General features: G+C 72.0%; 28 protein-coding genes. 17 read left to right on the top strand and 11 right to left on the bottom strand.

Annotated features, from left to right (window positions below):
* Positions 1 to 44 precede the first annotated feature (44 nt).
* Positions 45 to 611: a 16S rRNA (guanine(966)-N(2))-methyltransferase RsmD gene (gene rsmD / locus G537_RS0105775; RefSeq protein WP_081688603.1), complete on the bottom strand. Its 567-nt coding sequence runs from the start codon at positions 609 to 611 to the stop codon at positions 45 to 47.
* Complete coding sequence (locus G537_RS36640) at positions 580 to 1,461, bottom strand: pseudouridine synthase (RefSeq protein ID WP_051247955.1); 882 nt, start codon at positions 1,459 to 1,461, stop codon at positions 580 to 582. Before G537_RS36640 ends, rsmD begins: the two co-directional genes overlap by 32 nt.
* 123 nt (positions 1,462 to 1,584) lie before the next feature.
* Here G537_RS36640 and G537_RS0105765 point away from each other — a divergent pair, with 123 nt between their 5' ends.
* Complete coding sequence (locus G537_RS0105765) at positions 1,585 to 2,019, top strand: nucleoside deaminase (RefSeq protein WP_026869292.1); 435 nt, start codon at positions 1,585 to 1,587, stop codon at positions 2,017 to 2,019.
* Positions 2,020 to 2,044: 25 nt separating this feature from the next.
* Entirely contained in the window at positions 2,045 to 2,347 is a 303-nt protein-coding gene (locus G537_RS0105760) for a DUF5076 domain-containing protein (RefSeq protein ID WP_026869291.1), read from the top strand.
* Positions 2,348 to 2,354: 7 nt separating this feature from the next.
* On the opposite strand, the gene G537_RS0105755 is transcribed toward G537_RS0105760, so the two are convergent.
* The gene (locus tag G537_RS0105755) at positions 2,355 to 3,272 is read right to left on the bottom strand and encodes a PhzF family phenazine biosynthesis protein (RefSeq protein WP_026869290.1); all 918 of its coding nucleotides are present in this window, start codon (positions 3,270 to 3,272) and stop codon (positions 2,355 to 2,357) included.
* A gap of 66 nt (positions 3,273 to 3,338) precedes the next feature.
* Here G537_RS0105755 and G537_RS0105750 point away from each other — a divergent pair, with 66 nt between their 5' ends.
* Together G537_RS0105750 and G537_RS0105745 are read left to right on the top strand one after the other, a co-directional pair.
* Positions 3,339 to 3,638 (top strand): ArsR/SmtB family transcription factor, encoded by a 300-nt coding sequence (locus tag G537_RS0105750; RefSeq protein ID WP_026869289.1) that lies wholly within the window; start codon positions 3,339 to 3,341, stop codon positions 3,636 to 3,638.
* Between the two features lie 61 nt (positions 3,639 to 3,699).
* Positions 3,700 to 4,191, top strand: coding sequence for a GAF domain-containing protein (locus G537_RS0105745; protein WP_026869288.1), 492 nt, complete (start codon positions 3,700 to 3,702; stop codon positions 4,189 to 4,191).
* Between the two features lie 178 nt (positions 4,192 to 4,369).
* On the opposite strand, the gene greB is transcribed toward G537_RS0105745, so the two are convergent.
* Positions 4,370 to 4,921 (bottom strand): transcription elongation factor GreB, encoded by a 552-nt coding sequence (gene greB / locus G537_RS0105740; protein ID WP_026869287.1) that lies wholly within the window; start codon positions 4,919 to 4,921, stop codon positions 4,370 to 4,372.
* A 43-nt stretch (positions 4,922 to 4,964) separates the two neighbouring features.
* Positions 4,965 to 6,224 carry a phosphoribosylamine--glycine ligase gene (gene purD / locus G537_RS0105735; RefSeq protein WP_026869286.1) on the bottom strand — a complete coding sequence of 420 codons (1,260 nt, stop codon included), beginning with the start codon at positions 6,222 to 6,224 and terminating at the stop codon, positions 4,965 to 4,967.
* A gap of 57 nt (positions 6,225 to 6,281) precedes the next feature.
* On the opposite strand from purD, the gene xseA reads away from it, so the two are divergent.
* The 7 genes from xseA to G537_RS0105700 all read left to right on the top strand — a co-directional run bounded on the left by xseA (position 6,282) and on the right by G537_RS0105700 (position 12,039).
* Complete coding sequence (gene xseA / locus G537_RS0105730; protein WP_026869285.1) at positions 6,282 to 7,775, top strand: exodeoxyribonuclease VII large subunit; 1,494 nt, start codon at positions 6,282 to 6,284, stop codon at positions 7,773 to 7,775.
* 2 nt (positions 7,776 to 7,777) lie between these two features.
* Positions 7,778 to 8,617 carry an aminoglycoside phosphotransferase family protein gene (locus tag G537_RS0105725; RefSeq protein ID WP_026869284.1) on the top strand — a complete coding sequence of 280 codons (840 nt, stop codon included), beginning with the start codon at positions 7,778 to 7,780 and terminating at the stop codon, positions 8,615 to 8,617.
* A gap of 83 nt (positions 8,618 to 8,700) precedes the next feature.
* Positions 8,701 to 9,072 (top strand): YciI family protein, encoded by a 372-nt coding sequence (locus G537_RS0105720; RefSeq protein ID WP_026869283.1) that lies wholly within the window; start codon positions 8,701 to 8,703, stop codon positions 9,070 to 9,072.
* Complete coding sequence (locus G537_RS0105715; protein WP_026869282.1) at positions 9,069 to 10,331, top strand: RNA polymerase sigma factor; 1,263 nt, start codon at positions 9,069 to 9,071, stop codon at positions 10,329 to 10,331. Before G537_RS0105720 ends, G537_RS0105715 begins: the two co-directional genes overlap by 4 nt.
* A 106-nt stretch (positions 10,332 to 10,437) precedes the next feature.
* Complete coding sequence (locus G537_RS0105710; RefSeq protein ID WP_026869281.1) at positions 10,438 to 10,860, top strand: VOC family protein; 423 nt, start codon at positions 10,438 to 10,440, stop codon at positions 10,858 to 10,860.
* Between the two features lie 75 nt (positions 10,861 to 10,935).
* Positions 10,936 to 11,379, top strand: a complete 444-nt coding sequence (locus G537_RS0105705; RefSeq protein ID WP_026869280.1) for a YybH family protein — start codon at positions 10,936 to 10,938, stop codon at positions 11,377 to 11,379.
* A gap of 225 nt (positions 11,380 to 11,604) precedes the next feature.
* Positions 11,605 to 12,039 (top strand): YybH family protein, encoded by a 435-nt coding sequence (locus tag G537_RS0105700; RefSeq protein WP_026869279.1) that lies wholly within the window; start codon positions 11,605 to 11,607, stop codon positions 12,037 to 12,039.
* On the opposite strand, the gene G537_RS0105695 is transcribed toward G537_RS0105700, so the two are convergent.
* The gene (locus tag G537_RS0105695; RefSeq protein WP_034850686.1) at positions 12,036 to 12,389 is read right to left on the bottom strand and encodes an ArsR/SmtB family transcription factor; all 354 of its coding nucleotides are present in this window, start codon (positions 12,387 to 12,389) and stop codon (positions 12,036 to 12,038) included. The genes G537_RS0105700 and G537_RS0105695 overlap by 4 nt on opposite strands.
* A gap of 167 nt (positions 12,390 to 12,556) precedes the next feature.
* Between G537_RS0105695 and G537_RS0105690 the strand changes: the two genes are divergently transcribed.
* Positions 12,557 to 13,987, top strand: coding sequence for an MFS transporter (locus G537_RS0105690; RefSeq protein ID WP_026869277.1), 1,431 nt, complete (start codon positions 12,557 to 12,559; stop codon positions 13,985 to 13,987).
* An 8-nt stretch (positions 13,988 to 13,995) separates the two neighbouring features.
* Here the strand turns inward: G537_RS0105690 and G537_RS0105685 are convergent, their stop codons facing one another.
* Positions 13,996 to 14,862, bottom strand: a complete 867-nt coding sequence (locus G537_RS0105685; protein WP_026869276.1) for a Rossmann-fold NAD(P)-binding domain-containing protein — start codon at positions 14,860 to 14,862, stop codon at positions 13,996 to 13,998.
* A gap of 141 nt (positions 14,863 to 15,003) precedes the next feature.
* Here G537_RS0105685 and G537_RS0105680 point away from each other — a divergent pair, with 141 nt between their 5' ends.
* The 5 genes from G537_RS0105680 to G537_RS36630 all read left to right on the top strand — a co-directional run bounded on the left by G537_RS0105680 (position 15,004) and on the right by G537_RS36630 (position 18,910).
* A complete protein-coding gene (locus tag G537_RS0105680) occupies positions 15,004 to 15,261 on the top strand; it encodes a hypothetical protein (RefSeq protein ID WP_026869275.1) in 258 nt (85 codons plus the stop codon).
* A gap of 89 nt (positions 15,262 to 15,350) precedes the next feature.
* On the top strand, positions 15,351 to 15,521 hold the full coding sequence (locus tag G537_RS42870; RefSeq protein WP_081688602.1) for an entericidin A/B family lipoprotein: 171 nt from the start codon (positions 15,351 to 15,353) through the stop codon (positions 15,519 to 15,521).
* A gap of 77 nt (positions 15,522 to 15,598) precedes the next feature.
* Positions 15,599 to 15,757: a YqaE/Pmp3 family membrane protein gene (locus tag G537_RS42865; RefSeq protein ID WP_034850683.1), complete on the top strand. Its 159-nt coding sequence runs from the start codon at positions 15,599 to 15,601 to the stop codon at positions 15,755 to 15,757.
* 72 nt (positions 15,758 to 15,829) lie between these two features.
* Entirely contained in the window at positions 15,830 to 17,800 is a 1,971-nt protein-coding gene (locus G537_RS0105665; RefSeq protein ID WP_026869274.1) for a S9 family peptidase, read from the top strand.
* A gap of 216 nt (positions 17,801 to 18,016) precedes the next feature.
* Positions 18,017 to 18,910, top strand: coding sequence for a cobaltochelatase CobT-related protein (locus tag G537_RS36630; protein ID WP_051247950.1), 894 nt, complete (start codon positions 18,017 to 18,019; stop codon positions 18,908 to 18,910).
* Between the two features lie 37 nt (positions 18,911 to 18,947).
* Here G537_RS36630 and G537_RS0105655 read toward each other — a convergent pair whose 3' ends face one another.
* The 4 genes from G537_RS0105655 to G537_RS0105640 form a co-directional block, all read right to left on the bottom strand.
* A complete protein-coding gene (locus G537_RS0105655; protein ID WP_026869273.1) occupies positions 18,948 to 19,787 on the bottom strand; it encodes a hypothetical protein in 840 nt (279 codons plus the stop codon).
* A 233-nt stretch (positions 19,788 to 20,020) separates the two neighbouring features.
* Entirely contained in the window at positions 20,021 to 21,043 is a 1,023-nt protein-coding gene (locus tag G537_RS44640; protein ID WP_064742077.1) for a cupin domain-containing protein, read from the bottom strand.
* 151 nt (positions 21,044 to 21,194) lie between these two features.
* Positions 21,195 to 21,416 (bottom strand): hypothetical protein, encoded by a 222-nt coding sequence (locus tag G537_RS0105645; protein WP_026869272.1) that lies wholly within the window; start codon positions 21,414 to 21,416, stop codon positions 21,195 to 21,197.
* A 100-nt stretch (positions 21,417 to 21,516) separates the two neighbouring features.
* The gene (locus G537_RS0105640) at positions 21,517 to 22,140 is read right to left on the bottom strand and encodes a PRC-barrel domain-containing protein (protein ID WP_026869271.1); all 624 of its coding nucleotides are present in this window, start codon (positions 22,138 to 22,140) and stop codon (positions 21,517 to 21,519) included.
* Positions 22,141 to 22,743: the final 603 nt, after the last annotated feature.

Here is a 22,743-nt window from a genome sequence, read left to right as displayed (position 1 = left end):
CCCGTTCGCGGCAGCGAACGGGAGGGTGAGGGGGCGGCGCCGGCCTATCCCGCCACCCGTCCGAAGCTGATGCGGGCGATCCCGTAGCGACGCTCGTCCAGCAGGTCGAGCCCGGGCACCGCCGGCTCGTCGGCCGCGGTCTCGGCCACCACCAGGCAGCCGGGCGCCAGCCATCCGGCGGCGGACAGCGCCTTGATCGCCGGGCCGACCAGCCCCTGGCGGTAGGGCGGGTCGAGGAACAGCAGGGTGGCATGCGCCCGCGCCGGCGGCGGTTTCAGCGCGTCTGCGCGCAGGACATGGGCGCGCGCCGCCTCGTTCAGCGCCTCGGCGTTCCTGCGGGCGAAGCCCAGCGCCGCGGCCGAGCTGTCGAACAGCCAGGCCTCGGCGGCGCCGCGCGACAGCGCCTCGAAGGCCAGCGCCCCGCTGCCGGCGAAGGCGTCCAGGACCACGGCCTCCGCCACCGCGTCGCCCTCGTCGGGGCCGTAGCCGGCATGGGCCAGGATGTTGAACACCGCCTCGCGCACCCGGTCGCTCGTCGGTCGGGTGGCGCGGTCCGGCGGGGCGGCGAGGACGCGGCCCTTATGCCGGCCGGCGACGAGGCGCAGCGGCATGGCGGCTTGCGGGGGCGTTCGCGGGCTTGCTCGCCGGCTTGCGCTTCGGCTCCTCCTCGCGGGTCTCCAGCCAGCGGCCCAGCTGGTCGCGCAGCACCGAGGCCTTGACCTCCTCGGCCTCGCCCTTCTCCAGCGTGCCCAGCTGGAAGGGCCCGTAGGCGATGCGGATCAGCCGGTTCACGTTCAGGCCGATCGCCTCCATCACCTTGCGCACCTCACGGTTCTTGCCCTCGCGCAGGGTGACCGTCAGCCAGGCGTTGCTGCCCTGCACCTTGTCCAGCGCCGCCTCGATCGGGCCGTAATGGACGCCGGAGACGGTGATGCCCTTGGCCAGCCCGGCCAGCTTCACCGGGTCCGGCGTGCCGTGCACCCGCACGCGGTAGCGCCGCGGCCAGCCGGTCGACGGCAGCTCCAGCCGGCGCGACAGCTCGCCGTCATTGGTCAGCAGCAGCAGGCCCTCGCTGTTCAGGTCCAGCCGGCCGATCGAGACAACGCGCGGCAGCCCTTCCGGCAGGTTGTCGAACACGGTCTGGCGGCCCTGCGGGTCGGACCGGGTGGTGACCAAGCCAGCCGGCTTGTGATAGCGCCACAGCCGGGTGCGCTCGGCCTCCGGCACCGGCTGGCCGTCGACGGTCAGGACGGCCCCGGGCGGCACGACCACGGCCGGGGTATCCAGCACCTTGCCGTCCAGCGCCACGCGGCCCTCGGCGATCCAGCGCTCCGCCTCGCGGCGCGAGCACATCCCGGCGCGCGCCAGCACCTTGGCGACGCGCTCGCCCTCCTTCTCGGCGCCGTCCTTGAAGGTCGCTTTCGGCTTGGGCTTCGGGGTCTTGTCGTCGGTCTTGCTCATCGCCCTTGTCTAGCGCGAAGCGCCCGGCCAGGGTTAGCGCGAAACGCAAGGATCCGACCCGTGCCCGTGGAACCGCCAGCCCCGTCCGCCCTCGATCCGGCCGCCGACCCGGCCGACGCATACATGCGCCTGGCGCTGGATGAGGCGGCGGCGGCGGCCGCGCGCGGCGAGGTGCCGGTCGGCGCGGTGCTGGTCGAGGCCGCGACCGGCCGGGTGCTGGCCCGGGCCGGCAATCGGGTGGAGGAGCTGGCGGACCCGACCGCACACGCCGAGGTTCTGGCGATCCGCGAGGCCGGGCGGCTGCGCGGCCGGCCGCGGCTGCCGGACTGCGACCTCTACGTCACGCTCGAGCCCTGCGCGCTGTGCGCCGGCGCCATCTCCTTCGCCCGCATCCGTCGGGTGGTGTTCGCGGCCCAGGACCCCAAGGGCGGCGCGGTGTTGCACGGTCCGCGCTTCTTCGAGCAGAAGACCTGCCACCACCGTCCGCAAGTGGAACAGGCGCCGGGCGGGGAGGAGGCGGGCGAACTGCTGCGGGCGTTCTTCCGGGCGCGGCGGTAGGACTCGGTACAAAGGGGAGGAGAAAGTGAAGGAACTGAGAATTCCGGATGCCGCCAAGCGGGATCCCAAATCGACCGAGATGCTGCGCGTCTGGATTGCGGAAGAGGGTCTGCATTGTGCCCTAAAGTTCGGACTCTACGAGGACACTCCCTGGGAGGAAGAGAAAGCCTGGGGCACCATCCTGGCCGACACTGCCCGGCATGTGGTGCGGGCGCTCGATCTGCACGCGCCGGGACAGCATCCGGACGCCCTGGCGAAGATCCGGGCGAAGTTCCTCGAGGAGCTCGACGATCCGACCTCGCCCGTCCGGGGCGACTTCGTCCGTTGACTGGCCCCTAGACCTGCGCCTCGCCCTTCAGCACCGGGATGCAGCCGCCGCCGACGGTGGAGCGGATGCCGTCCTCGGCGCGGCGGGCGGCGACGCGCAGCAGGCTTGGGCGGCCCATCTCCACGCCCTGGACGATCTCGGCCTGCCCGGCATCGGCGCCGGAGAGCGACAGCAGCAGGGCGCCGAGCGTGGCGTTGGCGCTGCCGGTCGCCGGGTCCTCATAGGTGCCGGACAGCGGCGCGAACATGCGGGCGCGGAGGCGGGCGCCGCCCGGCGCCGCGATGTCCGGCGCGGCCGGGTCGCGGGCATAGAGGTGCAGCGACAGGCGCCGCTCCACCTTCGGGAACTGCTCCTGGGTGCGGCGGAAGGCGGCGACGTCCGGGGTGGCGCGGGTCAGGGCCTCGTTGGTCACCTCCGCCAGCACGAAGGGGATGCCGACCGAGGCCAGCACCGGCTGGTGTGCCCGGGGGATGACATCGGACGCCGACAGGCCGGCGCAGGCGGCGATCGCCTCGGCCGGCAACTCCATCAGCGTCGACAGCGGCTGCGGCGCGGCGATCACGGCTCCGGTCACGGCCCCGGCCGAGTCGCGCTCGACCCGCACCTCGACCAGGCCGGACAGCTCCTCGAACAGCAGCACGCCGTCGCGGTCCAGCCCGTGCCGGGCCAGGACGCAGCCGGTGCCGACATTGGGGTGGCCGGCGAAGGGCATCTCGTAGGTGCGGTTGAAGATCCGCACCCGCGCCGTGTGCGCCGGGTCCTCCGGCGGCAGCACGAAGGTCGTCTCGCTCAGGTTGAACTCGGCGGCCAGCGACTGCATCTCGCCGTCCGACAGGCCGCGCGCATCCGGGAACACCGCCAGCTGGTTGCCGCCGAAGCGGCGGTCGGTGAACACGTCCACGGTCTCGAAGGCGAAGCGGCGCACGGCGTCCTCCTGTCGACTGAACGCCCCGAGTCTTGACAGGACTTTGCCCTTTGGCAAAGTGCCGAAATGTATCCAGCCAATCTCTTCCGCGCCCTGGCCAATGAGCGTCGCCTGCAGATCCTGGAATGGCTGAAGGATCCGCGCGCGCATTTCCCGCCGCAGGTCGACGGCGACCTGGTCGAGGACGGGGTCTGCGGTCTGTTCATCGCCGACAAGCTCGGCATCAGCCAGCCGACCTTGAGCGAGCACATGCGCGTCCTGGTCCAGTCCGGCCTGGTGGTGCCGAAGCGGATCAAGCAGTGGACCTTCTACAAGCGCGACGAGGAGAAGATCCACGCGGTCCGGGCGATGGTCGACGCCCTCTGAGTCTTTCCGCGGCCGGTTGCCACGCCTATCTTCCAGGCGACCCGACACCAAGGCCTGACCGATGTTCCAGACCGCCCGCCCCGACCCGTCCCTGCCGAAGGCGGAAGCCTATCGCGACCTGCTCTCCCAGGCGGAGGGGCTGTTCCACGGCGAGACCGACGCCATCGCCAACGCCGCCAACCTCTCGGCCCTGATCTTCCACGGCCTGCCGGACCTGAACTGGGCCGGCTTCTACCTGATGCGCGGCGGCGAGCTGGTGCTCGGGCCGTTCCAGGGCAAGCCGGCCTGCATCCGCATCCCGCTCGGCCGCGGCGTCTGCGGCACGGCGGCGGAGCGGCGGCAATCGGTGCTGGTGCCCGATGTGCACGCCTTCCCCGGCCACATCGCTTGCGACGCCGCCTCGCGGTCCGAGCTGGTGGTGCCGCTGCTGCGGGACGGCCGGGTGATCGGCGTGCTCGACCTCGACAGCCCGCTGCCCAACCGCTTCGACGCCGAGGACCAGGCCGGGATCGAGGCGCTGGCCGCGCTGTGGGTGGCGGCGAGCGCGGTGTGATGGGCGGCATCGGCTCTCCCCCTCACCCTCCCATTCGCCAACGCGAATGGGCCCCTCCCTCTCCCCGAGGAGAGGGAAACAGGTATCGCAGGCCCTTCACCTCTCCTTGGGGAGAGGTCGAAATCGCGTAGCGATTTCGGGTGAGGGGGCGGCCCCGGCCTCTCGGATCGCGCCTGCCTCAGCCGTTCCCGTAGCGGATCTCTATGACCTCCGCGGTCTCGATCCCGGCCGGGGTGCGGACCTCGACCACGTCGCCTTCCTGCGCCCGCATCAGGGCCCGGGCGAGGGGGGAGATCCAGCTGATCTCGCCCTCTTCCGGCCGGGTCTCGTCGATGCCGACGATGCGCACGGTGCGCTCGCGGTCCTGGCCGTCGACATAGGTGACGGTGGCGCCGAAATAGACCCGGTCGCGGTTGGTCTGGCGCGCCGGGTCGACCACCTCGGCGATCTCCAGCCGCTTGGTCAGGAACCGCACCCGGCGGTCGATCTCGCGCAGCCGCTTCTTGCCGTAGATGTAGTCGCCGTTCTCCGACCGGTCGCCGTTGCCGGCGGCCCAGGACACCACCTCGACCACCTTCGGCCGCTCGACCCGCCACAGCTGCTTCAGCTCGTCCTGCAGCCGCTGGAAGCCCTCCGGCGTGATGTAGTTCTTCGACCCTGCGGGCAGGGGCGCCGGCGCATCGTCCAGCTCCTCCTCGGTGTCGGTCTCTTTGGTGAAAGCCTTGCTCATCCGGGCAGTCTACGCCGATCCGGCCGCGGGTTTCAAAACTGGGTCACACGGCGATGTCCCGCCGGCAGAACCCCTCGGGCCAGTCGATGCGGTCGACGGCCTGGTAGGCCCGCAACCGGGCCTCGGCGATGTCGGCCCCCAGCGCCGTCACCGCCAGCACCCGGCCGCCCTGGGCGGTGACGCTGCCGTCCGTCTCGGCCTTCGTGCCCGCGTGGAACACGATGGTGCCCGGCACCTGCCCCGCCTGGTCCAGCGCCCGGATCGGGCTGCCCTTCTTGTAGCTGCCCGGATAGCCTTTCGCCGCCATCACCACCGTCACCGCCGCCTCCGGCCGCCAGCGCAGCGTCAGGTGGCGCAGCTCGCCATCGGCCGCGGCGATCAGGGCGGTCAGCAGGTCCGAGTTCAGCCGCGGCAGCAGCGTCTCGCATTCCGGATCGCCGAAGCGGACATTGTGCTCGATCAGCTGCGGCCCGCGCTCGGTCAGCATCAGCCCGGCGAACAGGATGCCGCGGAACGGCGTGCCCTCGGCCTCCATGGCCTTGAGGGTCGGCTGCACGATCTCGGCCATGATCCGGGCCTCGAGCTCCGGCGTCGCCAGCGGGTGCGGCGAGACGGCGCCCATGCCGCCGGTGTTCGGGCCCTGGTCGTGGTCGAAGGCGCGCTTGTGGTCGCGGGCGGTGGCCAGCGGCAGCGCGGTCTCGCCGTCGCACAGGGCGAAGAAGCTCAGCTCCGGCCCGATCAGGCACTCCTCGACCACGATCGAGGCGCCGGCGGCGCCGAAGCCGCCCTCGGTCAGCATCGCGTCGACCGCGGCCTGCGCCTCCTCGACCGTCCCGGCCACCACCACGCCCTTGCCGGCGGCCAGGCCGTCGGCCTTGACCACGATCGGCGCGCCCTCGGCGGCGATGTAGGCCTTGGCCTCGGCCGCGTCGGTGAAGCGGCAGTAGCGGGCGGTCGGGATGCCGTATTTGGCGCAGAGGTCCTTGGTGAAGCCCTTCGACCCCTCCAGCGCCGCCGCGGCGGCGGTGGGCCCGAAGGCCTTGATCCCGGCCTCGGTCAGCCGGTCGACGAGGCCCGCCACCAGCGGCGCCTCCGGTCCGACCACGACGAAGTCGATCGCGTTCTCCTGCGCGAAGGTCACCAGCCCGTCCACATCCTCGGCCGCGGTCGGCACGCAGGTCGCCTCCTGGGCGATGCCGGCATTGCCGGGCGCGCAGTAGAGGGTGTCGCAGAGGGGGGAGGCGGCGATCGCCCAGGCCAGGGCATGTTCGCGGCCGCCGCCGCCGACCAGAAGGATGCGCATGAAACCAGACCCGATCTCTTGCTAGGGTGGCCGCGGTTTAGCACGAACACCGGGCCGATGACCGAGCAAAACGCGAATACCCCCCGCCCCGGCTCCAACCTGCCGGAATTCACCATCGCCGAGCTGACCGGCGCGCTGAAACGCACGATCGAGGGCGAGTTCGGCCTGGTCCGCGTGCGCGCCGAGATCGGCAAGGTCACGGTGCCGCGCTCCGGCCACGTGTACCTGACGCTCAAGGACGACAGCTGCACCCTCGAATCGGTGATCTGGAAGGGCCAGCTGCCGCGCCTGATGGTGCGGCCGGAGCAGGGGATGGAGGTGGTCTGCACCGGCCGGCTCACCATCTACGGCTCGCGCTCGCAGTACCAGATGGTGATCGAGCAGATGGAGCTGGCGGGCGAGGGCGCCATCCTCAAGATGCTGGAGGAGCGCCGCCGCCGCCTCGCCGCCGAAGGGCTGTTCGAGGCCGCGCGCAAGCGGGCGCTGCCCTTCCTGCCTCGGGTGATCGGCGTCGTCACCTCGCCGACCGGCGCGGTGATCCGCGACATCCTGCACCGCCTGTCCGACCGCTTCCCGCGCCATGTCCTGGTCTGGCCGGTGGCGGTGCAGGGCGACACGGCGGCGGGGCAGGTGGCGGCGGCGATCGAGGGCTTCAACGCCCTGCCGAAGGGCGGCCCGGTCCCGCGGCCGGACCTGCTGATCGTCGCCCGCGGCGGCGGCAGCCTGGAAGACCTGATGCCGTTCAACGAGGAGATCGTGGTGCGCGCCGCCGCAGCCAGCGCCATTCCGCTGATCTCCGCCGTCGGGCACGAGACCGACACCACGCTGATCGACTTCGCCGCCGACCGCCGCGCCCCGACCCCGACCGCGGCGGCGGAGATGGCGGTGCCGGTCCGGGCCGAGCTGCTGGGCCGGGTGCTGGACTGCGCCCGCCGCCTCGAAGCCGGCACCGCCCGGCTGTTCGGCGAGCGCCGCACCCGGCTCGATGCGCTGCGCCGCGGCCTGGGCGATCCGGCCCGGCTGATCGAGACGGCGATGCAGCGGCTGGACGACCGCGGCGAGCGGCTGGACCGGGCCGCGCTCGGCCGGATCGAGCGGTGCCGCGCCTGGCTGGCCGAGCTCGGCGCCCGGCTGCCGCATCCGCGCCGCCAGGTGGCGGAAACGGCGCGGCATATCGTCCAGCTGGGCGACCGCCTGACCGCCTGTGGCACCCGCCTGGCCCATCGCCCGGCCGAGCGGTTCCAGGCCCTGTCCGGCCGCTTCGGGCCGGAGCCGGTGCAGCGCGCCCTGGCCGACCGCGCGGCCCGGCTGGCGGCCGCCGGCCGGCTGCTGGAAAGCTACTCCTATGTCGACGTGCTGCGCCGCGGCTATGCCCTGGTGCTGGATCCGGCGACTGGCCACGCCCTCGGCTCGGCGCAGGAGGCGACGCCCGGCCGGGCCGTGTCGATCCGCTTCCAGGATGGCGAGGCGCCGGCGGTGATCGGCGGCAGCAAGCCGTCCCGGCCTGCCCGTGCCGCCGACCCGAAGCCGGAGCAGGGAACGCTGCTGTAGCCATGTTCGACGAAGATCTGGCCCGCTGGGGCCTCGTGCCGGACGGCGAGCCGATCGTCACCCATGGCAGCCGGCTGCTGGCGGTGCGCTGCGGCGACCTGCCGGCCATCATCAAGCAGCCGGTCAACGAGGACGAGAAGCTGGGCTGCCTGCTGATGCAGTACTGGACCGGGGAGGGCGCGGCGATGGTGCTGGCCCAGCACGGCGACACGCTGCTGCTGGAACGCGCCACCGGTCCCGCCTCGCTCACCGCCATGTCGCGTCAGGGGCAGGACGACGAGGCCTGCCGCATCCTCTGCGACGCCGCGGCCCGGCTGCACGCGCCACGCGGCCGGCCGCTGCCCGAAGGCCTGCTGCCGCTGGAGGCGTGGTTCGAACCGCTGACCCGGGGCGGCGACCGCCATGGCGGCGTCGTGGCCCGCGCCGCCGCCGTCGCCCGCGAGCTGCTGGCGGAGCGGCGGGACGTCGTCACCCTGCATGGCGACCTGCATCATGACAACGTGCTGGATTTCGGCCCGCGCGGCTGGCTGGCGATCGACCCCCGGCACCTGGTCGGCGACCGCGGCTACGATCTCGGCAGCATCTTCACCAATCCCGACATGGGCTTTCCCGGCGCGCCTGCCCTCGCCGAACCGGACCAGGCCGTGGCGACGCAGCCGGGCCGCCTGGCCCGGCGGGCGACGGTGGTGGCCGAGGCGGCGGGGATGGAGCGCGGCCGGGTGCTGCGCTGGGTGCTGGCCGCCGCCGGCCTGTCCGCCGTCTGGAGCCTCGACGACGGCGACCGCCCGGCGATCGACCTGGCGGTGGCGGAGATGGCGCTGGCGGAACTGGACGGGGGCTGACCGGGCCGCCGCCGCATTTTTTGCCGGCCGTGTCGGCTCCGGGCATACTCCGTCGTCCTCGGGAGGAAGAAGGAAACGCCCGGATGCTGTATGCCGTCCTCTGCTACCACAACGAAGCCGTGACCGAGGCCTGGAGCAAGGCCGAAGACGACGCCGTCATGGCCCGGCTGGCCGCGGTGCAGGAGCCGCTGGCCAAGCAGGGCAAGATCGGGCCCGTGGCCCGGCTGCTGCCGACCACCGCCGCCACCACCCTGCGCTCCGGCGCGGGCGAGCCGGTGGTGATCGACGGCCCCTTCGCCGAGACGAAGGAGCAGCTTCTGGGCTTCTACACCTTCGACTGCGCCTCGCTGGACGAGGTGCTGGACATCGTGCGCGACCTCGCGCGTGCCAATCCCGGGGGATCCTACGAGATCCGCCCGATCCGCATCTTCAAGCCTGGGACAGCCGGATCATGAACGACATCGCCTGGATCGACGCGGCCTTCGCCTCTGCCCGCCCCCAGGCGCTCGGTGCGCTGCTGCGCTATTTCCGGGACCTGGACACGGCGGAGGAGGCGTTTCAGGAGGCCTGTCTCCGGGCGCTGAAGACCTGGCCGCAGAAGGGGCCGCCGCGCGACCCGGCGGCCTGGCTGATCTTCGTCGGCCGCAACGCCGCGCTCGACGGCGTGCGCCGCGGCCGCAAGCACGAGCCGCTGCCGCCGGACGAGGTGCTGTCCGACCTCGACGACGCCGAAAGCGACCTGGCCGAGCGGCTGGACGGCGCCGAGTACCGCGACGACATCCTGCGGCTCCTGTTCATCTGCTGCCATCCCGACCTGCCGGCGACGCAGCAGATCGCTCTGGCGCTGCGCATCGTCTCCGGCCTCTCGGTCAGGCAGATCGCCCGCGCCTTCCTGGTCGGCGAAAGCGCGATGGAGCAGCGCATCACCCGCGCCAAGGCCAAGGTCGCGAATGCCGGCGTGCCGTTCGAGACCCCGGGCGCCGTGGAGCGGGCGGAGCGGCTGGCCGCCGTCGCCGCGATGATCTACCTGGTCTTCAACGAGGGCTACTCCGCCGCCAACAGCGAGGAGGCGCCGCTGCGCGCGCCGCTGTGCGACGAGGCGATCCGCCTGGCCCGGCTGCTGCTGCGGCTGTTCCCGGCCGAGCCGGAGATCATGGGCCTGACCGCCCTCCTGCTGCTGCAGCACGCCCGCGCGCCGGCGCGGTTCGACGCCGACGGCTGCATCGTGCTGCTGGAGGACCAGGACCGCGGCCTGTGGAACCGCGCCATGATCGCCGAGGGGCTGGCGCTGATCGACAAGGCGATCCGCCACCGCCGGCCCGGCCCCTACCAGGTGCAGGCGGCGATCGCGGCGCTGCACGCCCGCGCGGCGCGGCCGCAGGACACCGACTGGGCGCAGATCGACATGCTCTACGCCACGCTCGAGCGGCTGCAGCCCTCGCCCGTGGTCACGCTCAACCGCGCGGTCGCCGTGGCCAAGCTGCACGGCCCGCAGGCGGCGCTGGAGATGATCGAGCCGCTGGCGGGGCGGCTGTCCGGCTATTTCTACTTCTTCGGGGTCAGGGGCGCGCTGCTGCAGCAGCTCGGCCGGTTCGGGGAGGCGCGCACCGCCTTCAACCAGGCCATCGCGCTGGCCAACACCGCGGCGGAGGCGGCGCATATCCGGCTGCATCTCGACCGGCTGCAGCAGGACGGGACGGCCGAGGCCCGCTGAAGCCGGAAAAAGTTTCGGGGCCGTGTCGGCGCCGCTCCGGCCCGTCCGTCCTTGAGGCAGGCCCGCAGCATCCGCCGCGGCGCGAATCGGCAATCAGGAGGACATCATGGCTCAGACGACAGATCACGCGGCTCCCCCGGTCCTCGGCGGCTTGGTCGCCTATGTGAACGTCGAAGGGGCGCTGAAGGCCGCCGAGTTCTACGAGAAGGCCTTCGGCGCGAAGACGGTCTATTCGGTGCCGCCCGACGAGAAGGGCCGGACCATGCATGTCCATGCCCATGTCAACGGCAGCTCGCTGATGATCTCCGACTTCTATCCGGAGCATGGGTTTGGGTTCGAGCAGCCGCAGGCCTTCACCCTGCAGCTGATCCTCAAGGCGGACGAGATCGACGCCTGGTGGCAGCGGGCGGTCGATGCCGGCTGCACGATCGAGGTGCCGCTGGATGTGATGTTCTGGGGCGACCGTTGGGGCCGGCTGAAGGACCCGTTCGGCATCGCCTGGGCGATGAACGCACCGGTCAAGTCGTAGGAGCCGTTCGGCGAGACGCCGGCGAGAGGGCACGCGCCGTTCCGCCGGCTTTCCGTTATGCGCATGGAGGAAGAGATGACCAGCCAGCATGACAGCGAAGCCGAGATTCGCGCCCTGATCGAGGAGCGCGCGGCGGCGCTGCGCCGCAAGGACGCCGAGGGCTTCGTCGCCCGCCAGGCCGCGGACTACGCCCTGTTCTCCCTGTACTCCATGGGGTCGCCGCTGGCAGCCGACCAGGCGAGCGTCGAGGACGTGGATGGCTGGTTCGCCACCTGGGACGGGCCGATCGGCTACGAGGTCCGCGACCTCGACATCGCGGCTGGCGGCGACGTCGCCTTCTGCCGCGGCTTCGCCCGGATGAGCGGCACCAAGACCGACGGCGAGACGGTCGATCTCTGGTTCCGCCTCACCCTCGGCCTGCGCCGGGCCGCCGACGGCTGGACCATCGTGCACGAGCACGAATCCGTCCCCTTCTACATGGACGGCAGCCTGCGGGCCGCGGTGGACCTGAGGCCCTAAACGACAGCGGCTTTGGAAGCGGCCGGCTGAAAAGACCCATTCGGCATCGCCTGGGCAATGAACGCGCCCGCCAAATCGTAGGAGCCGTTCGGCGATACGCCGGCGGGAGGGCGCGCCTTTCCGCCGGCTTTCCGTTTCGGACATCGTTCCGGCCCTGTCGGATGCATGGGCGCTGCTTCGTCCTCTGGACAGGCATCCGAATCCCGGATGCAGATGGAGGAAGAGATGACCAGCCAGCACGACAGCGAAGCCCCGATCCGCGCCCTGATCGAGGAGCGTGCGGCGGCACTGCGCCGCAAGGACGCCAAGGGCGTCGTCGCCTGCCAGGCCGCCGATTATGTCCTCTACTCCCTGGCGCCGCCGCTGCGGACGATCGACTCGGGGGCCGAGGGGCTGGAGGCTTGGTTCGCCACCTGGCAGGGGCCGATCGGCTACGAAGTCCACAATCTCGACATCACGGCCGACGGCGGCATCGCCTTCTGCCACGGCTTCGCCCGGATGAGCGGCACCAAGACCGACGGCGAGGCGGTCGATCTCTGGTTCCGCCTCACCCTCGGCCTGCGCCGGACTGCCGAGGGCTGGACCATCGTGCACGAGCACGAATCCGTGCCTTTCTACATGGATGGCAGCTTGCGGGCCGCGGTGGATCTGAAGCCCTAGACGCCGGCGGCTTCGGACGAGGCTTGGCGCCCCGAGGTTTCGGCGTCCGCCCCGACGGCACCGATCAGCGCATCGAGCAGGCCGGGGAAGCGGGCGTCGAGATCCTCGCGCCGCAGCGACAGCAGGTTTTCCCGACCGGAGGGGCGCTGCCAGATCACGCCGCTGTCGCGCAGCACCCGCCAGTGATGGGTGAGGGTGGATTTCGACACGCCCTGCAGCACCGTGCCGCAGGCGTGCTCGCCGCCCTGCGCCAGCACGCGGATCACGCTCAGCCGCATCGGATGGCCCAGCGCGGCCAGGACGTTCTCCAGCCGGATCTGGTGGCGCTCGGGGTGCTGCGGCGTGATCATGCCGCATAGATAAGCAACGATACGCGTACAGTCAAACCATCGGCCTCCAAGCGGGCGAGTCGGGGTCGCGACACAGTCTCGATGGTACGCAAATTCTAGTACTGTTCAACAGTACGATAATCTGCGTACAGTCGGACGAATCGAATCCGACGGAGGAGTCCCCGACCATGCCCGCATCCGCTTCTGCCTCAGCCGGCGGCCACCGCCCGCTCGGCTGGAGCCTGGCCGTGTTGGCCTTCGCCCAGCTGATCTTCGCGCTCGACCTCAACATCGTGTTCGTCGCCCTGCCGGAGATCGGATCCGGCCTCGGCTTCTCCGAGCAGTCGCTGCAATGGGTGGTCAGCGCCTACACCGTGTTCTGCGGCGGCTTCCTGCTGTTCGGCGGCCGCGCCGCCGACCTCTTGGGCCAGCGCCGGATGTTCGTGCTCGGCCTCGTCCTCTACGCCGCCTCGTCGCTGGCCGGCGGGCTGGCCTGGAGCCCCGGCGTGATCGTCGTCGCCCGCGCCGTGCAGGGCATCGGCGGGGCGATCCTGTTTCCGGCCACGCTGTCGCTGGTCAACCGCCTGTTCGAGGAGGGGCCCCGGCGCAACCGGGCGCTGGCGGTCTGGGGCGGCGCCGGGGCCAGCGGGCTGACGCTGGGATCCCTGCTCGGTGGCGTGCTGACTGACGGCTTCGGCTGGTCCGCCGTGTTCTTCGTCAATGTCCCGCTGGCCGGGATCGTCGCCCTCGCCGCCCTGGCGGTGATCCCGCGCGACCCGCCGCGTGCCGCCCGCCGCAGCTTCGACCTGCCCGGCGCCCTGACCGTCACCGCCGGCGTCACCCTCCTGGTCTATGTCCTGGTGCAGGGGCCGGAGACGGGCTGGGGCGCGACCCCGATCGTCGCCGCCGCCGTGCTTTCCGCGATCCTGCTGGCCGTCTTCGTGCTGATCGAGACCCGCAGCGCCGACCCGCTGATGCCGATGCGGCTGCTCCGCAACCGCAGCCTGGTCGCGGGCATGTCGATCACCTTCATCTACATGGGCAGCTTCGGCGCGCTGCCCTATTTCCTGACCGTGCTGTTCCAGGACGTGATGGGCTTCAGCGCGCTCGAGACCGGCCTGGCCTTCATCGTGCCGTCGCTGGCCATCGCCGCCGGCACCCAGCTCGGCGAAAGGCTGGCGACGCGGCTGACCACGCGCAGCACCCTCCTGCTCGGATCGGCCATCGGCGTGGTCGGCACCGTCGCGATCGGCCTCGAGACCACGGCCGGCTATGCCGCGCTGGTGCCGGGCCTCGTCGTCTCCGGCATCGGCCAGGGCATCGTCTGGACCGGGATGTGGATCGCCTCGGCCTCCGGCGTCGCGGCGGAGGAGCAGGGCGTCGCCTCCGGCATGGCCTCGACCACGCTCAACATCGGCAACGCGATCGGCCTCGCCATCCTGATCGCCATCGCCAATGCCGGGATCGCGGGGCAGGAGGGCGAGGCGCTGCGCCTCGTGATCGCCGACGGCACCCGCCTGGCCTTCCATCTCTCCGTGCTCGGCATCGTCCTCGGCGGGCTGGTGGCGCTGGCCCTGCCGCGCCGGGCCCGCGGCGCGGCGGTGCAGGCGGCGGCGTAACGGCGCCCCTACTCCTTCACCGCGGCGATGGCGCCGTTGCCGACCAGCCAGCGCTTGCCGTCCGCGGTCAGGACGATCAGCGGCAGGGCCTGGCGCAGGCTGAGGAAGACGTGCAGCTCGGTCGGGATCGGCGAGTCCGGCTCCGCCACCGCGAAGGCAACGGCCGGGTGACCCTCGGCCGTGCGCTCGCCGGCCAGGCAGGAGGGCGGCGGCAGGCGGCCGCCGGACAGGATGCGGCCGCCGTCCGGGCTGACCAGGTAGCGGAAATGGCCGCCGACCATGAACACGCCCGGGTCGGTCGCCGTGGCCAGGGCGTAGACCCGCCAGTTGCGGCTGCCGGGGTCGCGGAAGGCGACCGGCCGGTAGGTCTTGGAGCAGGGCTGGTCGAGCCGCCCCAGCGCCAGCTCCTCCGCCGCGAACTGGGCGGCCTGGTCCGGCGTCAGCGGCGCGCCGTCGCGGCGGGTGAGGGCGGGGGCGCCGCCGCCGGCATCGACGGTGACGTCGTAGGCGGCCTCCGGCCCCCGGCCGCCCCGGCGCACGAAGCGCACCAGGATGCCGTTCGCCGCCGGCTCGGTCACCCAGCCGACGATGCCGCCGGCCTGCGGATCGATGCCGTTTCGGCGCAGCGCGGCGCTGGCCAGGGCGGCGGCGCCGTCGATGACGAAGATCTGGCGGCCCAGGGTCGCGGCCCGAAGGAACTCCGGCCCGGTCTGCGGCACCACCTGCGCCGGCGGCGCCTGGCCGGCGGGCGGGGCGGCCTGGCCGGGCGTGCCCTGCTGGGCCATGGCCGCTGCCGCGGAGAGCAGCAGGGCGGCCGCCGTGAGCAGGGCGGCCGGCCCGGGGCGGCGGCGAAGGGCGATCGGGTCCTGGCGCATGCTGTCTCCGCTGTGACCGGGGCCACCATGCCCCGCCGCGCCGGCCGGGCCAACCCCCGCCTGCAGCAACGGAGCCGAAACGGTGACTGATCCGAGCGTCGCCCTGTTTCCTTCGTATGCAACCGCGAGGAGAGAGGAACCATGGCGACCAGAAACCTCGAACGCGATATCGATGCCCTGACCCGCACGCTGGCCGAGCTGCGGTCGGAGATGGGCGTGCTGGCCGGCGATGCCGCGCGGGACGCGGTCGATGCCGGACGGCGGGGGGCCCGATACGTCGGCACGGCGGCGAATGCCGCCACCGAAGGGATCCAGGACCAGGTCGCCGAGCGGCCGCTGACCAGCATCGGCCTGGCCTTCGCCGCCGGCCTGGCGATCGGCCGCTTCCTGGTGCGCTGAGTCCGGCGGCCCGGAACCGTACGGCGCGCCGGGCCGTTCCCTGACCGGTCCGTCCCGGATCGGTTTTCCCCAAGATCGAGGAGAAGCCCATGATCGCACGCATCCTTCTCATCGCCGGCCTGCTGACCGCGGGCCTCGGCATGGCCGCCTGCGAGAACACCGTCCGCGGCTTCGGCCAGGACACCAAGGAAGCCGGCCAGGGCATCCAGCAGTCGGTCCCGCCCGAGCGGCAGACGACGCAGCCGCAACCGATGCAGTGACCGGCCGGCCCGGGCGGATGGACCCACCCGCCCGGGCGCCCTGATCCCCGCCCGACTCCCGAAGGACCCCGCCGCGAATGGACCTGCTCCGGATCATCATCGCCATCCTGCTGCCGCCGCTGGGGGTGTTCCTCCAGGTCGGCTTCGGCGGGCATTTCTGGCTGAACATCCTGCTGACGCTGCTGGGCTACATCCCGGGCATCGTCCATGCGGTCTGGGTGATCGCGAAGAAATAGGCCGGGGCACTGGAATCCCGGCGGCCGATGGGGGAGGCTGGCCCGATCGACACGTCGACCGGAGTTGCCGCCATGCCCAGCGTCAGGACCGCCCCCTACGGCTTCTGGAGATCGCCGATCACCTCCGACCTGATCGTGGCGCAGTCGATCGGCCTGTCCGAGGTGCGGCTGGACGGCGACGCCGTCTGGTGGCTGGAGGGCCGGCCGCAGGAGGGCGGGCGCAGCGTGCTGATGCGGCGCGCGCCGGACGGGTCGGTCGCCGAGATCAGCCCGGCCGAGGCCAATGTCCGCACCCGGGTGCATGAATATGGCGGCGGCGCCTGGACCGTGGCCGACGGCACCGTCTACTTCTCCAACGACCGTCCCGGCACCGCGGGCGGGCCGCCGGACCGCCGGCTGTACCGCCAGGCGCCCGGCAAGGCGCCGGTGCCGGTCACCCCGGCGGCCGAGGCCGGGGGCGGGGAGTGGCGCTTCGCCGACGGCCTCGTCGACCCGCGCCGGCGCCTGTGGATCGGCGTCGGCGAGCACCACCGGCCCGGCCAAGCCCATCCCGACAACATGATCGTCGCGGTGCCGCTGGAGGGCGACGGCGTCGGCAGCATCCGAATCCTGGCCCGGGGCCACGACTTCTTCGCCTCGCCGCGGCTGTCGCCGGATGGCGGCCGGCTGGCCTTCCTGGCCTGGGACCATCCGAACATGCCCTGGGTCGAGACCACGCTGTTCGTGGCCGAGCTGGCCGCCGACGGCCTGCCGTCGCGGCCGCCGCAGGCGCTGGCGGGCGGGTCGGGCGAATCGGTGTTCCAGCCGGAATGGTCGCCGGACGGGCGCTGGCTGGTCTTCGTCGCCGACCGGTCCGGCTGGTGGAACCTGTACCGCTGCGACGGGCGCGGCGGCCCGGCCGAGGCGGTGCTGCCGATGGCGGCGGAGTTCGGCCAGCCGCAATGGGTGTTCGGGATGTCGACCTACGCCTTCTCCGGCCCCGGCCGGCTGCTGTGCAGCTACATCGAGGGGGGCCTGGGCAAGCTGGCCCTGGTCGACCTCATGACCGGCGGCCTGACCCCGATCGACCTGCCCTACACCGATGTCAGCTCGGTCTGCGCCAACGAGCGGATGGCGGTGTTCCGCGCCGGGTCGCCGCGCGACGCCGCCCAGATCGTCCGGCTGGACCTCGCCACGCTGCAGCGGGAGGTGCTGAAGCGGTCGACCGAGATCGGCGAGGACCCGGCGCTGCGCGGCTGGTTCGCCGAGGCGCGGCCGGTCGAGTTCCCGACCGCGGGCGGCAGGACGGCCCATGGCCTGTACTACCCGCCGACCAGCCCGGACCACGCGGCGCCCGAGGGCGACGTGCCACCGCTGGTGGTGAAGATCCATGGCGGCCCGACCTCCGCGGCGTCCTCGACCCTCAATTTCGGCATCCAGTACTGGACCAGCCGCGGCGTCGCGGTGCTGGACGTCAATTACGGCGGCAGCACCGGCTACGGCCGCGAATACCGCGACCGGCTGCACCTGTCCTGGGGCGTGGTCGACGTGCAGGACGCGGTGGCCGGGGCGAAATACCTGGCGTCGCAGGGCCTGGCCGACCCCGCCCGGTCGGTGATCACCGGCGGCAGCGCCGGCGGCTATACCGCGCTGGCGGCCCTGGCCTTCGACAGCTGGTTCGCCGGCGGCGCCAGCCATTTCGGGGTCAGCGACGCCGCCGCCCTGGCCCGCGACACGCACAAATTCGAGTCGCGCTATCTCGACTGGCTGATCGGCCCGTACCCGGAGGAGGCCGAGCGGTACCGCGAGCGGTCGCCGCTGTACCACGCCGACCGCCTGTCGAAGCCGGTGATCTTCTTCCAGGGCGACGAGGACGAGGTGGTGCCGCCGAACCAGACCGAGGCGATGGTCGACGCGCTGCGCGCCAAGGGCCAGCCGGTCGGCTACGTCCTGTTCGCGGGCGAGCAGCACGGCTTCCGCAAGGCCGCCAACATCCAGCGCGCGCTGGACGGGGAGCTCGCGTTCTACGCCGTGGAGATCTTCAAGACCGGGCTGGCGTTTTAGGCTTGGTACGGCAGGAGCCGGCCTTTGCAAGGTGAGGCCGGCGACGCATCGACCCGTCGGGGCCGCCGGCGGTCGTGCGCGCATGGTGCTTCGAGAAGGCCTTGGTTTTGCCTGTTGCCTTCGAGCCTTTCGGATCACCATGCTGGCTGCTCCTGCATTGGAGCGTCGATCGTGTTTGCATCGCCATTTGCGGCCGGTTTTGGCCGGCGGCTTCGGATGATGTTCAAGCGGTCCGGAGATGCCACCGATGAGTCCGGCTACGGGGTCTTTACCAATCTGTTCGACGAGGTGGTGGATGCCGGGGAACTGGATCGCCGCCTGCCGCCGATGGCTCCCGAGGATGCCGCCGCCTATCGCCGGGCATGCGAGGTGTTCCAGCGTGGGCTGGCCGACTGGAAACTGGGCGCGCAGCTCTCGGCCCTCGACGCCACCGCCCGCATCCGCCGCAGTTGCACGGCCGAACAGCTGCGATCCACGGTCGTGTCGCTGCTGATCGACCATTCCGGATCGATGAGAGGACAGAAGATTCTGCTTGCGGCCGCAGCCACCGAGGTCGCGACCGATTTCCTCCTTGAGCTCGGCGTCAAAATCGAGATCCTCGGCTTTACCACCGTGGGCTGGCGTGGCGGCCAGTCCCGCCGGGCGTGGATCGCCGCTGGACGGCCGGCGAAGCCGGGTCGGCTCTGCGATCTTCGGTATATCGTCTATGGGGCGGCCGCCGATCGGCGCTGGGGCGGCCTGTGGCCGATGCTTCGCCCGGATCTCCTGCACGAGAACGTGGATGGCGAGGCGATCGAATGGGCGGCGTCGCGGCTGCGGGCGAGACCGGAGCCGCGGAAACTTCTGATCGTGATTTCGGACGGGGCTCCGGCCGACGATTCCACGCTGACCGAGAACGGCCCAAACTATCTCGTTGCGCATCTCCGGCAGGTCGTCGCCGGGCTTCGGGACGCGGGCGACATTGAATTGTCGGCGATCGGCATCGGCTGTCGTTTCGCATCCGCCTATGAAAGGACGGCAGCGATCGAGAGCCCCGATGATCTGGGCGGTGCCTTGCTTCGGCTCCTTGAGAGCTCTCTGGTGACCAAGCCGCCATCGGGCGGCTCCTGACAGAGGCGGGCCGGATTGCGTCGCCATCCGCGGCCCGTCATCCGGTGTCGGGTTCGTCCGGGTCCTCGGGGAAGATGTAGGGGTCGAGGCCGAGCGACCGGCGGAGGCGGTCGGCGGCCCGCATCGGCGGCTCGGCCTCGACCAGCGCCGCGACGTCGGGCTCCCGCAGGCGGGCCTCGATCCCGGCCTTCAGCGCGGGGGCCTGGCCGGGCTCGGCGAGATCGACCGGCTGCTGCATCAGCTTGATCAGCCGGGCCCAGCGCCGCGTCTTGGTCTCGGCCACGGTGCCGGTCAGCGGCGGCGGATGGGGCGGATCCGACCAGTCGGCGGCCCGGCGGCGCCATTGGTCGGAGATCTCGAGGCCGCAGGCCAGGCCGGCGATGACCGAGCCGACCGGCCGGTCCTCGACCCGGTTCTCCTCGTCCTCGTAGAGCGCGTCGAGCCGTTCGTTCAGGTCGTCGGTGCGCTCCTCGGCCTTGTCGAGCTCCTCGGCCGGCTGGCGGGGATCCCAGATCAGGTCGTGGAGGGCCTCGGTGACATGGTTGCGCTGGCGGGCGCGGCGGGCCTTGCGGTCGGCCCGGTCATGGGCGCAGAGTCGGTCGGCGGCGCGGGCGCGCAGCGCCAGGGCGCGCTGCACCGTGCCGGAGAAGCGGGTGAAGGCCAGGCCGGCCTCCTGCGCCTCGGCCCTGGCCGCCGCGACCGCGGCCTCGTCGGCCTCGGGCCCGGCGGCGCGGGCCTGGGCGGCGATGGCGCGGGCGCCCTCGGCCTCGACCATCCGCATGCCGATCTCGGCGATCCGCGTGAGCATCTCGACCTGCTGCAGCGCGAGGCCGCGGCAATAGGCCGGGATGTCGAGATCGGGAGAGGCGGCGTTCATGGAACATATCATGAACGAGGTTCGCGGGTTAACGCAACTGCACATTGTGTGAACTCGACGGCCCGGCGCCGGCACGTGTGGCGGCAGGCTGGATCGCCACGGCGCTTCGCGCCTCGCGATGACGGTGTGGGGGGCAGGAGAGGGTTTCCCCAAACCGTCATTGCGAGGAGGCGAAGCCGACGAAGCAATCCATGCCTCCGCTCGCGCGGTCTTGCCTGGGCGGACGCGTCTGGTCAGCCCGTCTCCTCGCCGTCCCAGTACCGCCGCACCCCCGACATGTCGAAGATGTCCTGCTTCGTGCGCAGGGCGGCGACGGCCATCTTGTTCGAATCGGGATAGACGCAGACGTCGTTCGGGTTGCGCTCGCCGATCATCAGGTAGCGGCAGGGGCCGGGGCCGCTGTTCATGAAGGAATGGCCGATCTTCTGCCCGGCGGGGAAGCAGACATAGTCGCCCGGCTTCAGCGCGTGGCGCTCCCCGCCGAGGATCAGCGTCAGCTGCCCCTCCAGGACCAGCGCCTGCTCCTCCTCCAGCATGTGGTAGTGGGTGGGGCACAGGCGCTTGCCGGGCGCCGGCGATTCGATCAGCACGCCGACATGGTAGCCCCGCCCGACGGCGGCGAAGGTGAGGTGCTTCGACCGGCCGCCGAAGCGGGCGCTGCCGGGCACGCCTTCGTCGGTCCATTCCACCTGGTCCGCGGAGATCGGCGGCTTCGGCACGACCGGCGGCTCGGGCGCGGCGGCGGCTTCGGGCGGGCTCTCCCCCGGCGGCAGGCCGGTGTCCTCCCCGTCCCAATAGCCGCGCCGCGCGGCGAGATCGAGGATCGAGCGCCCCAGGGCGCGCACCATCACCTTGTTGCTGTCGGTGTAGACCGCCACCTCGTTCGGGTTGCGCTCGCCCACCAGCACGTAGCGGCACGGCGCGTCGCCGGTGTTGACCAGGCAGTGTCCGGCCTTCTGCCCGGCCGGGAAGCAGACGTAGTCGCCCGGCTTCATCGCATGGGTCTCGGCGCCCAGGCGCAGGGTGACGGTGCCTTCGAGGATGTAGACGTGCTCCTCCTCGAAGATGTGGTAGTGGGCGGGCGCGCTCCGCCCGCCCGGCGGCAGTTCCTCGATGACGACGCCGACATGGTAGTCGTCGCCCATCGCGGCGCGGGTCAGGTGCTTGCAGCGCAGGCTGAAGCGCGGGATGTCGGCCCATTCCTCCCAGGGCAGGTCGGGCGTCGAGATCGGCTTCGGCGGGGTTCCGGTGGGCATGCGGGCGAACCTCCCTTGCGGCCCGGCGGCCGGCCTCGGCCCGCACGTGGCGAGACCGGTCCGCCGGCGATGCGCGCATCATCGGCCAGGGCGGCGGCGGGCACAATGCGCCGCGGACGGCGTCTCCGGGCCTGCAGAGGGACGGTGCGGATCAGCAGACGGCCCGGGGGCCCGGCCCATGGCCGGGCCGGGCCTTGGCCGTCAGCGACGCCTCCCGGCTGCTCGGCACGACCTTGTCCGTCGCCGCCATCCACAGGGCCTCGCGCTCGAAGTCCTCGGGGCAGAGCGTGCGGTTGAACGCCGTGATCCGTACGGTGTAGGTCACGATACAGGCGCCGTTCTCGTCGAAGACGTCCACAACCCGCTCGGCCATGTCACCTGCGTGAGGCGGGCTTGCGCCGCCCCGGTCCCTTTTCCCCGGCGTGACTGCGCGGCATCAGGGGAGTCCCGCCGCGACCTCGGATCAGCGTCAGCTACCCCGGATACTCGAAACTCGGGGCGTCGTTCAGCTGCTGCCTGGTCATGGTGATGCGGCCATGATCGGGGTACATCCGCTTGGTCTCGGCCATCCCGGTGGTTCCTTCGGTGGCCGGCGGCGGAGTGTCGGCAGCCGGAGGCGTGGTGCCGGCAGCCGGAGGCGTGGTGCCGGGAGCGGGAGGCGTGGTGCCGGCGGCGGGAGGCGTGGTGCCGGGCGCCGCCGACGGATCGGCCGGCGCCGGCTGCGTGCCGGGAGCCGCGGCCGGAGGGGGATTGACGGGCTGATCGCTCCACTCCACCTCGCCGAACGGGATGGCGACGTTCTTCTCGCCGATGCCGAGGAAGCCGCCGACGCCGACGACGATCGCCTGCGCCTTGCCTTGGCGATCGACGAGGATCTCGTTGACCTCCCCGACCCTCTGGTCATCGGGCCCGTAGATGCCGACGCCGATCAGCTTGGACGCCCGCCAGGTGTCCGCGGACATCTTGTCGGCCGTGACGGTTTCCGTCGCCGTGCCGGTCTGCGCCGGTGGGGTGGCGGGCTGGTTGGTCTGCGCCAGCGCCGGCCCCAGGCCCAGCGCGACGACGGCGACGCATGCGAACAGATGCTCCTTCACCATGGAGCCCTCCTTCTCGTGATGTCGGACGGGGTCGGATCGGCGTTCCTGCCGAACGCGGGATCGCGGGGGACCTCGAAGAGCCGCTGACGGCCTTTCGGATGGATGACTGCCCTCGATGCGATCGCGTCGGCGATCATCGGAATGCCTCCGGCACTGCGGCCGGACCGACCCATTCGGTCATGACGGCAACGGGGGAAATCGGCAGCTGGTTCCGGCTCGCCGCGCTCCTCACGCGGGAGGCGGGATGGCCGGCTGCCGGGCCGGTGGAGGTGGTGCCGCGGCTCAAGCGCCGGCGGGCCCGTCGCGAGGGGCTGGCGGCGCTGCCGGGCCGGCGGGTCACCTGTTTCTTTGTTGGCCGGTCCCGCGGTCCTCGCGGGCGCGCTGCGGGAGATCGCCCGCCTGGTCGGCCGCACGATCGAAAGCTATCCGGAGGACGCGGAGGGCCGGCGGGTCGTCTTCCTTCCTGCGCAATGGCACGGTCGTGATGTCCGGACGACGGGGTTCACCCGTACCCGCCGTATCGGGAAGGACTGGTGGGTGGTGGCCAGAGTGTGGCGGCGGGTGGATGTTCAGACATTGGAAAGCCCCGCCGAAGCGGGGCCA

The organism is Inquilinus limosus DSM 16000, assembly GCF_000423185.1.
GTDB classification, from domain to species: domain Bacteria; phylum Pseudomonadota; class Alphaproteobacteria; order DSM-16000; family Inquilinaceae; genus Inquilinus; species Inquilinus limosus.
This window is presented reverse-complemented; position numbering and strand designations above follow the sequence as displayed.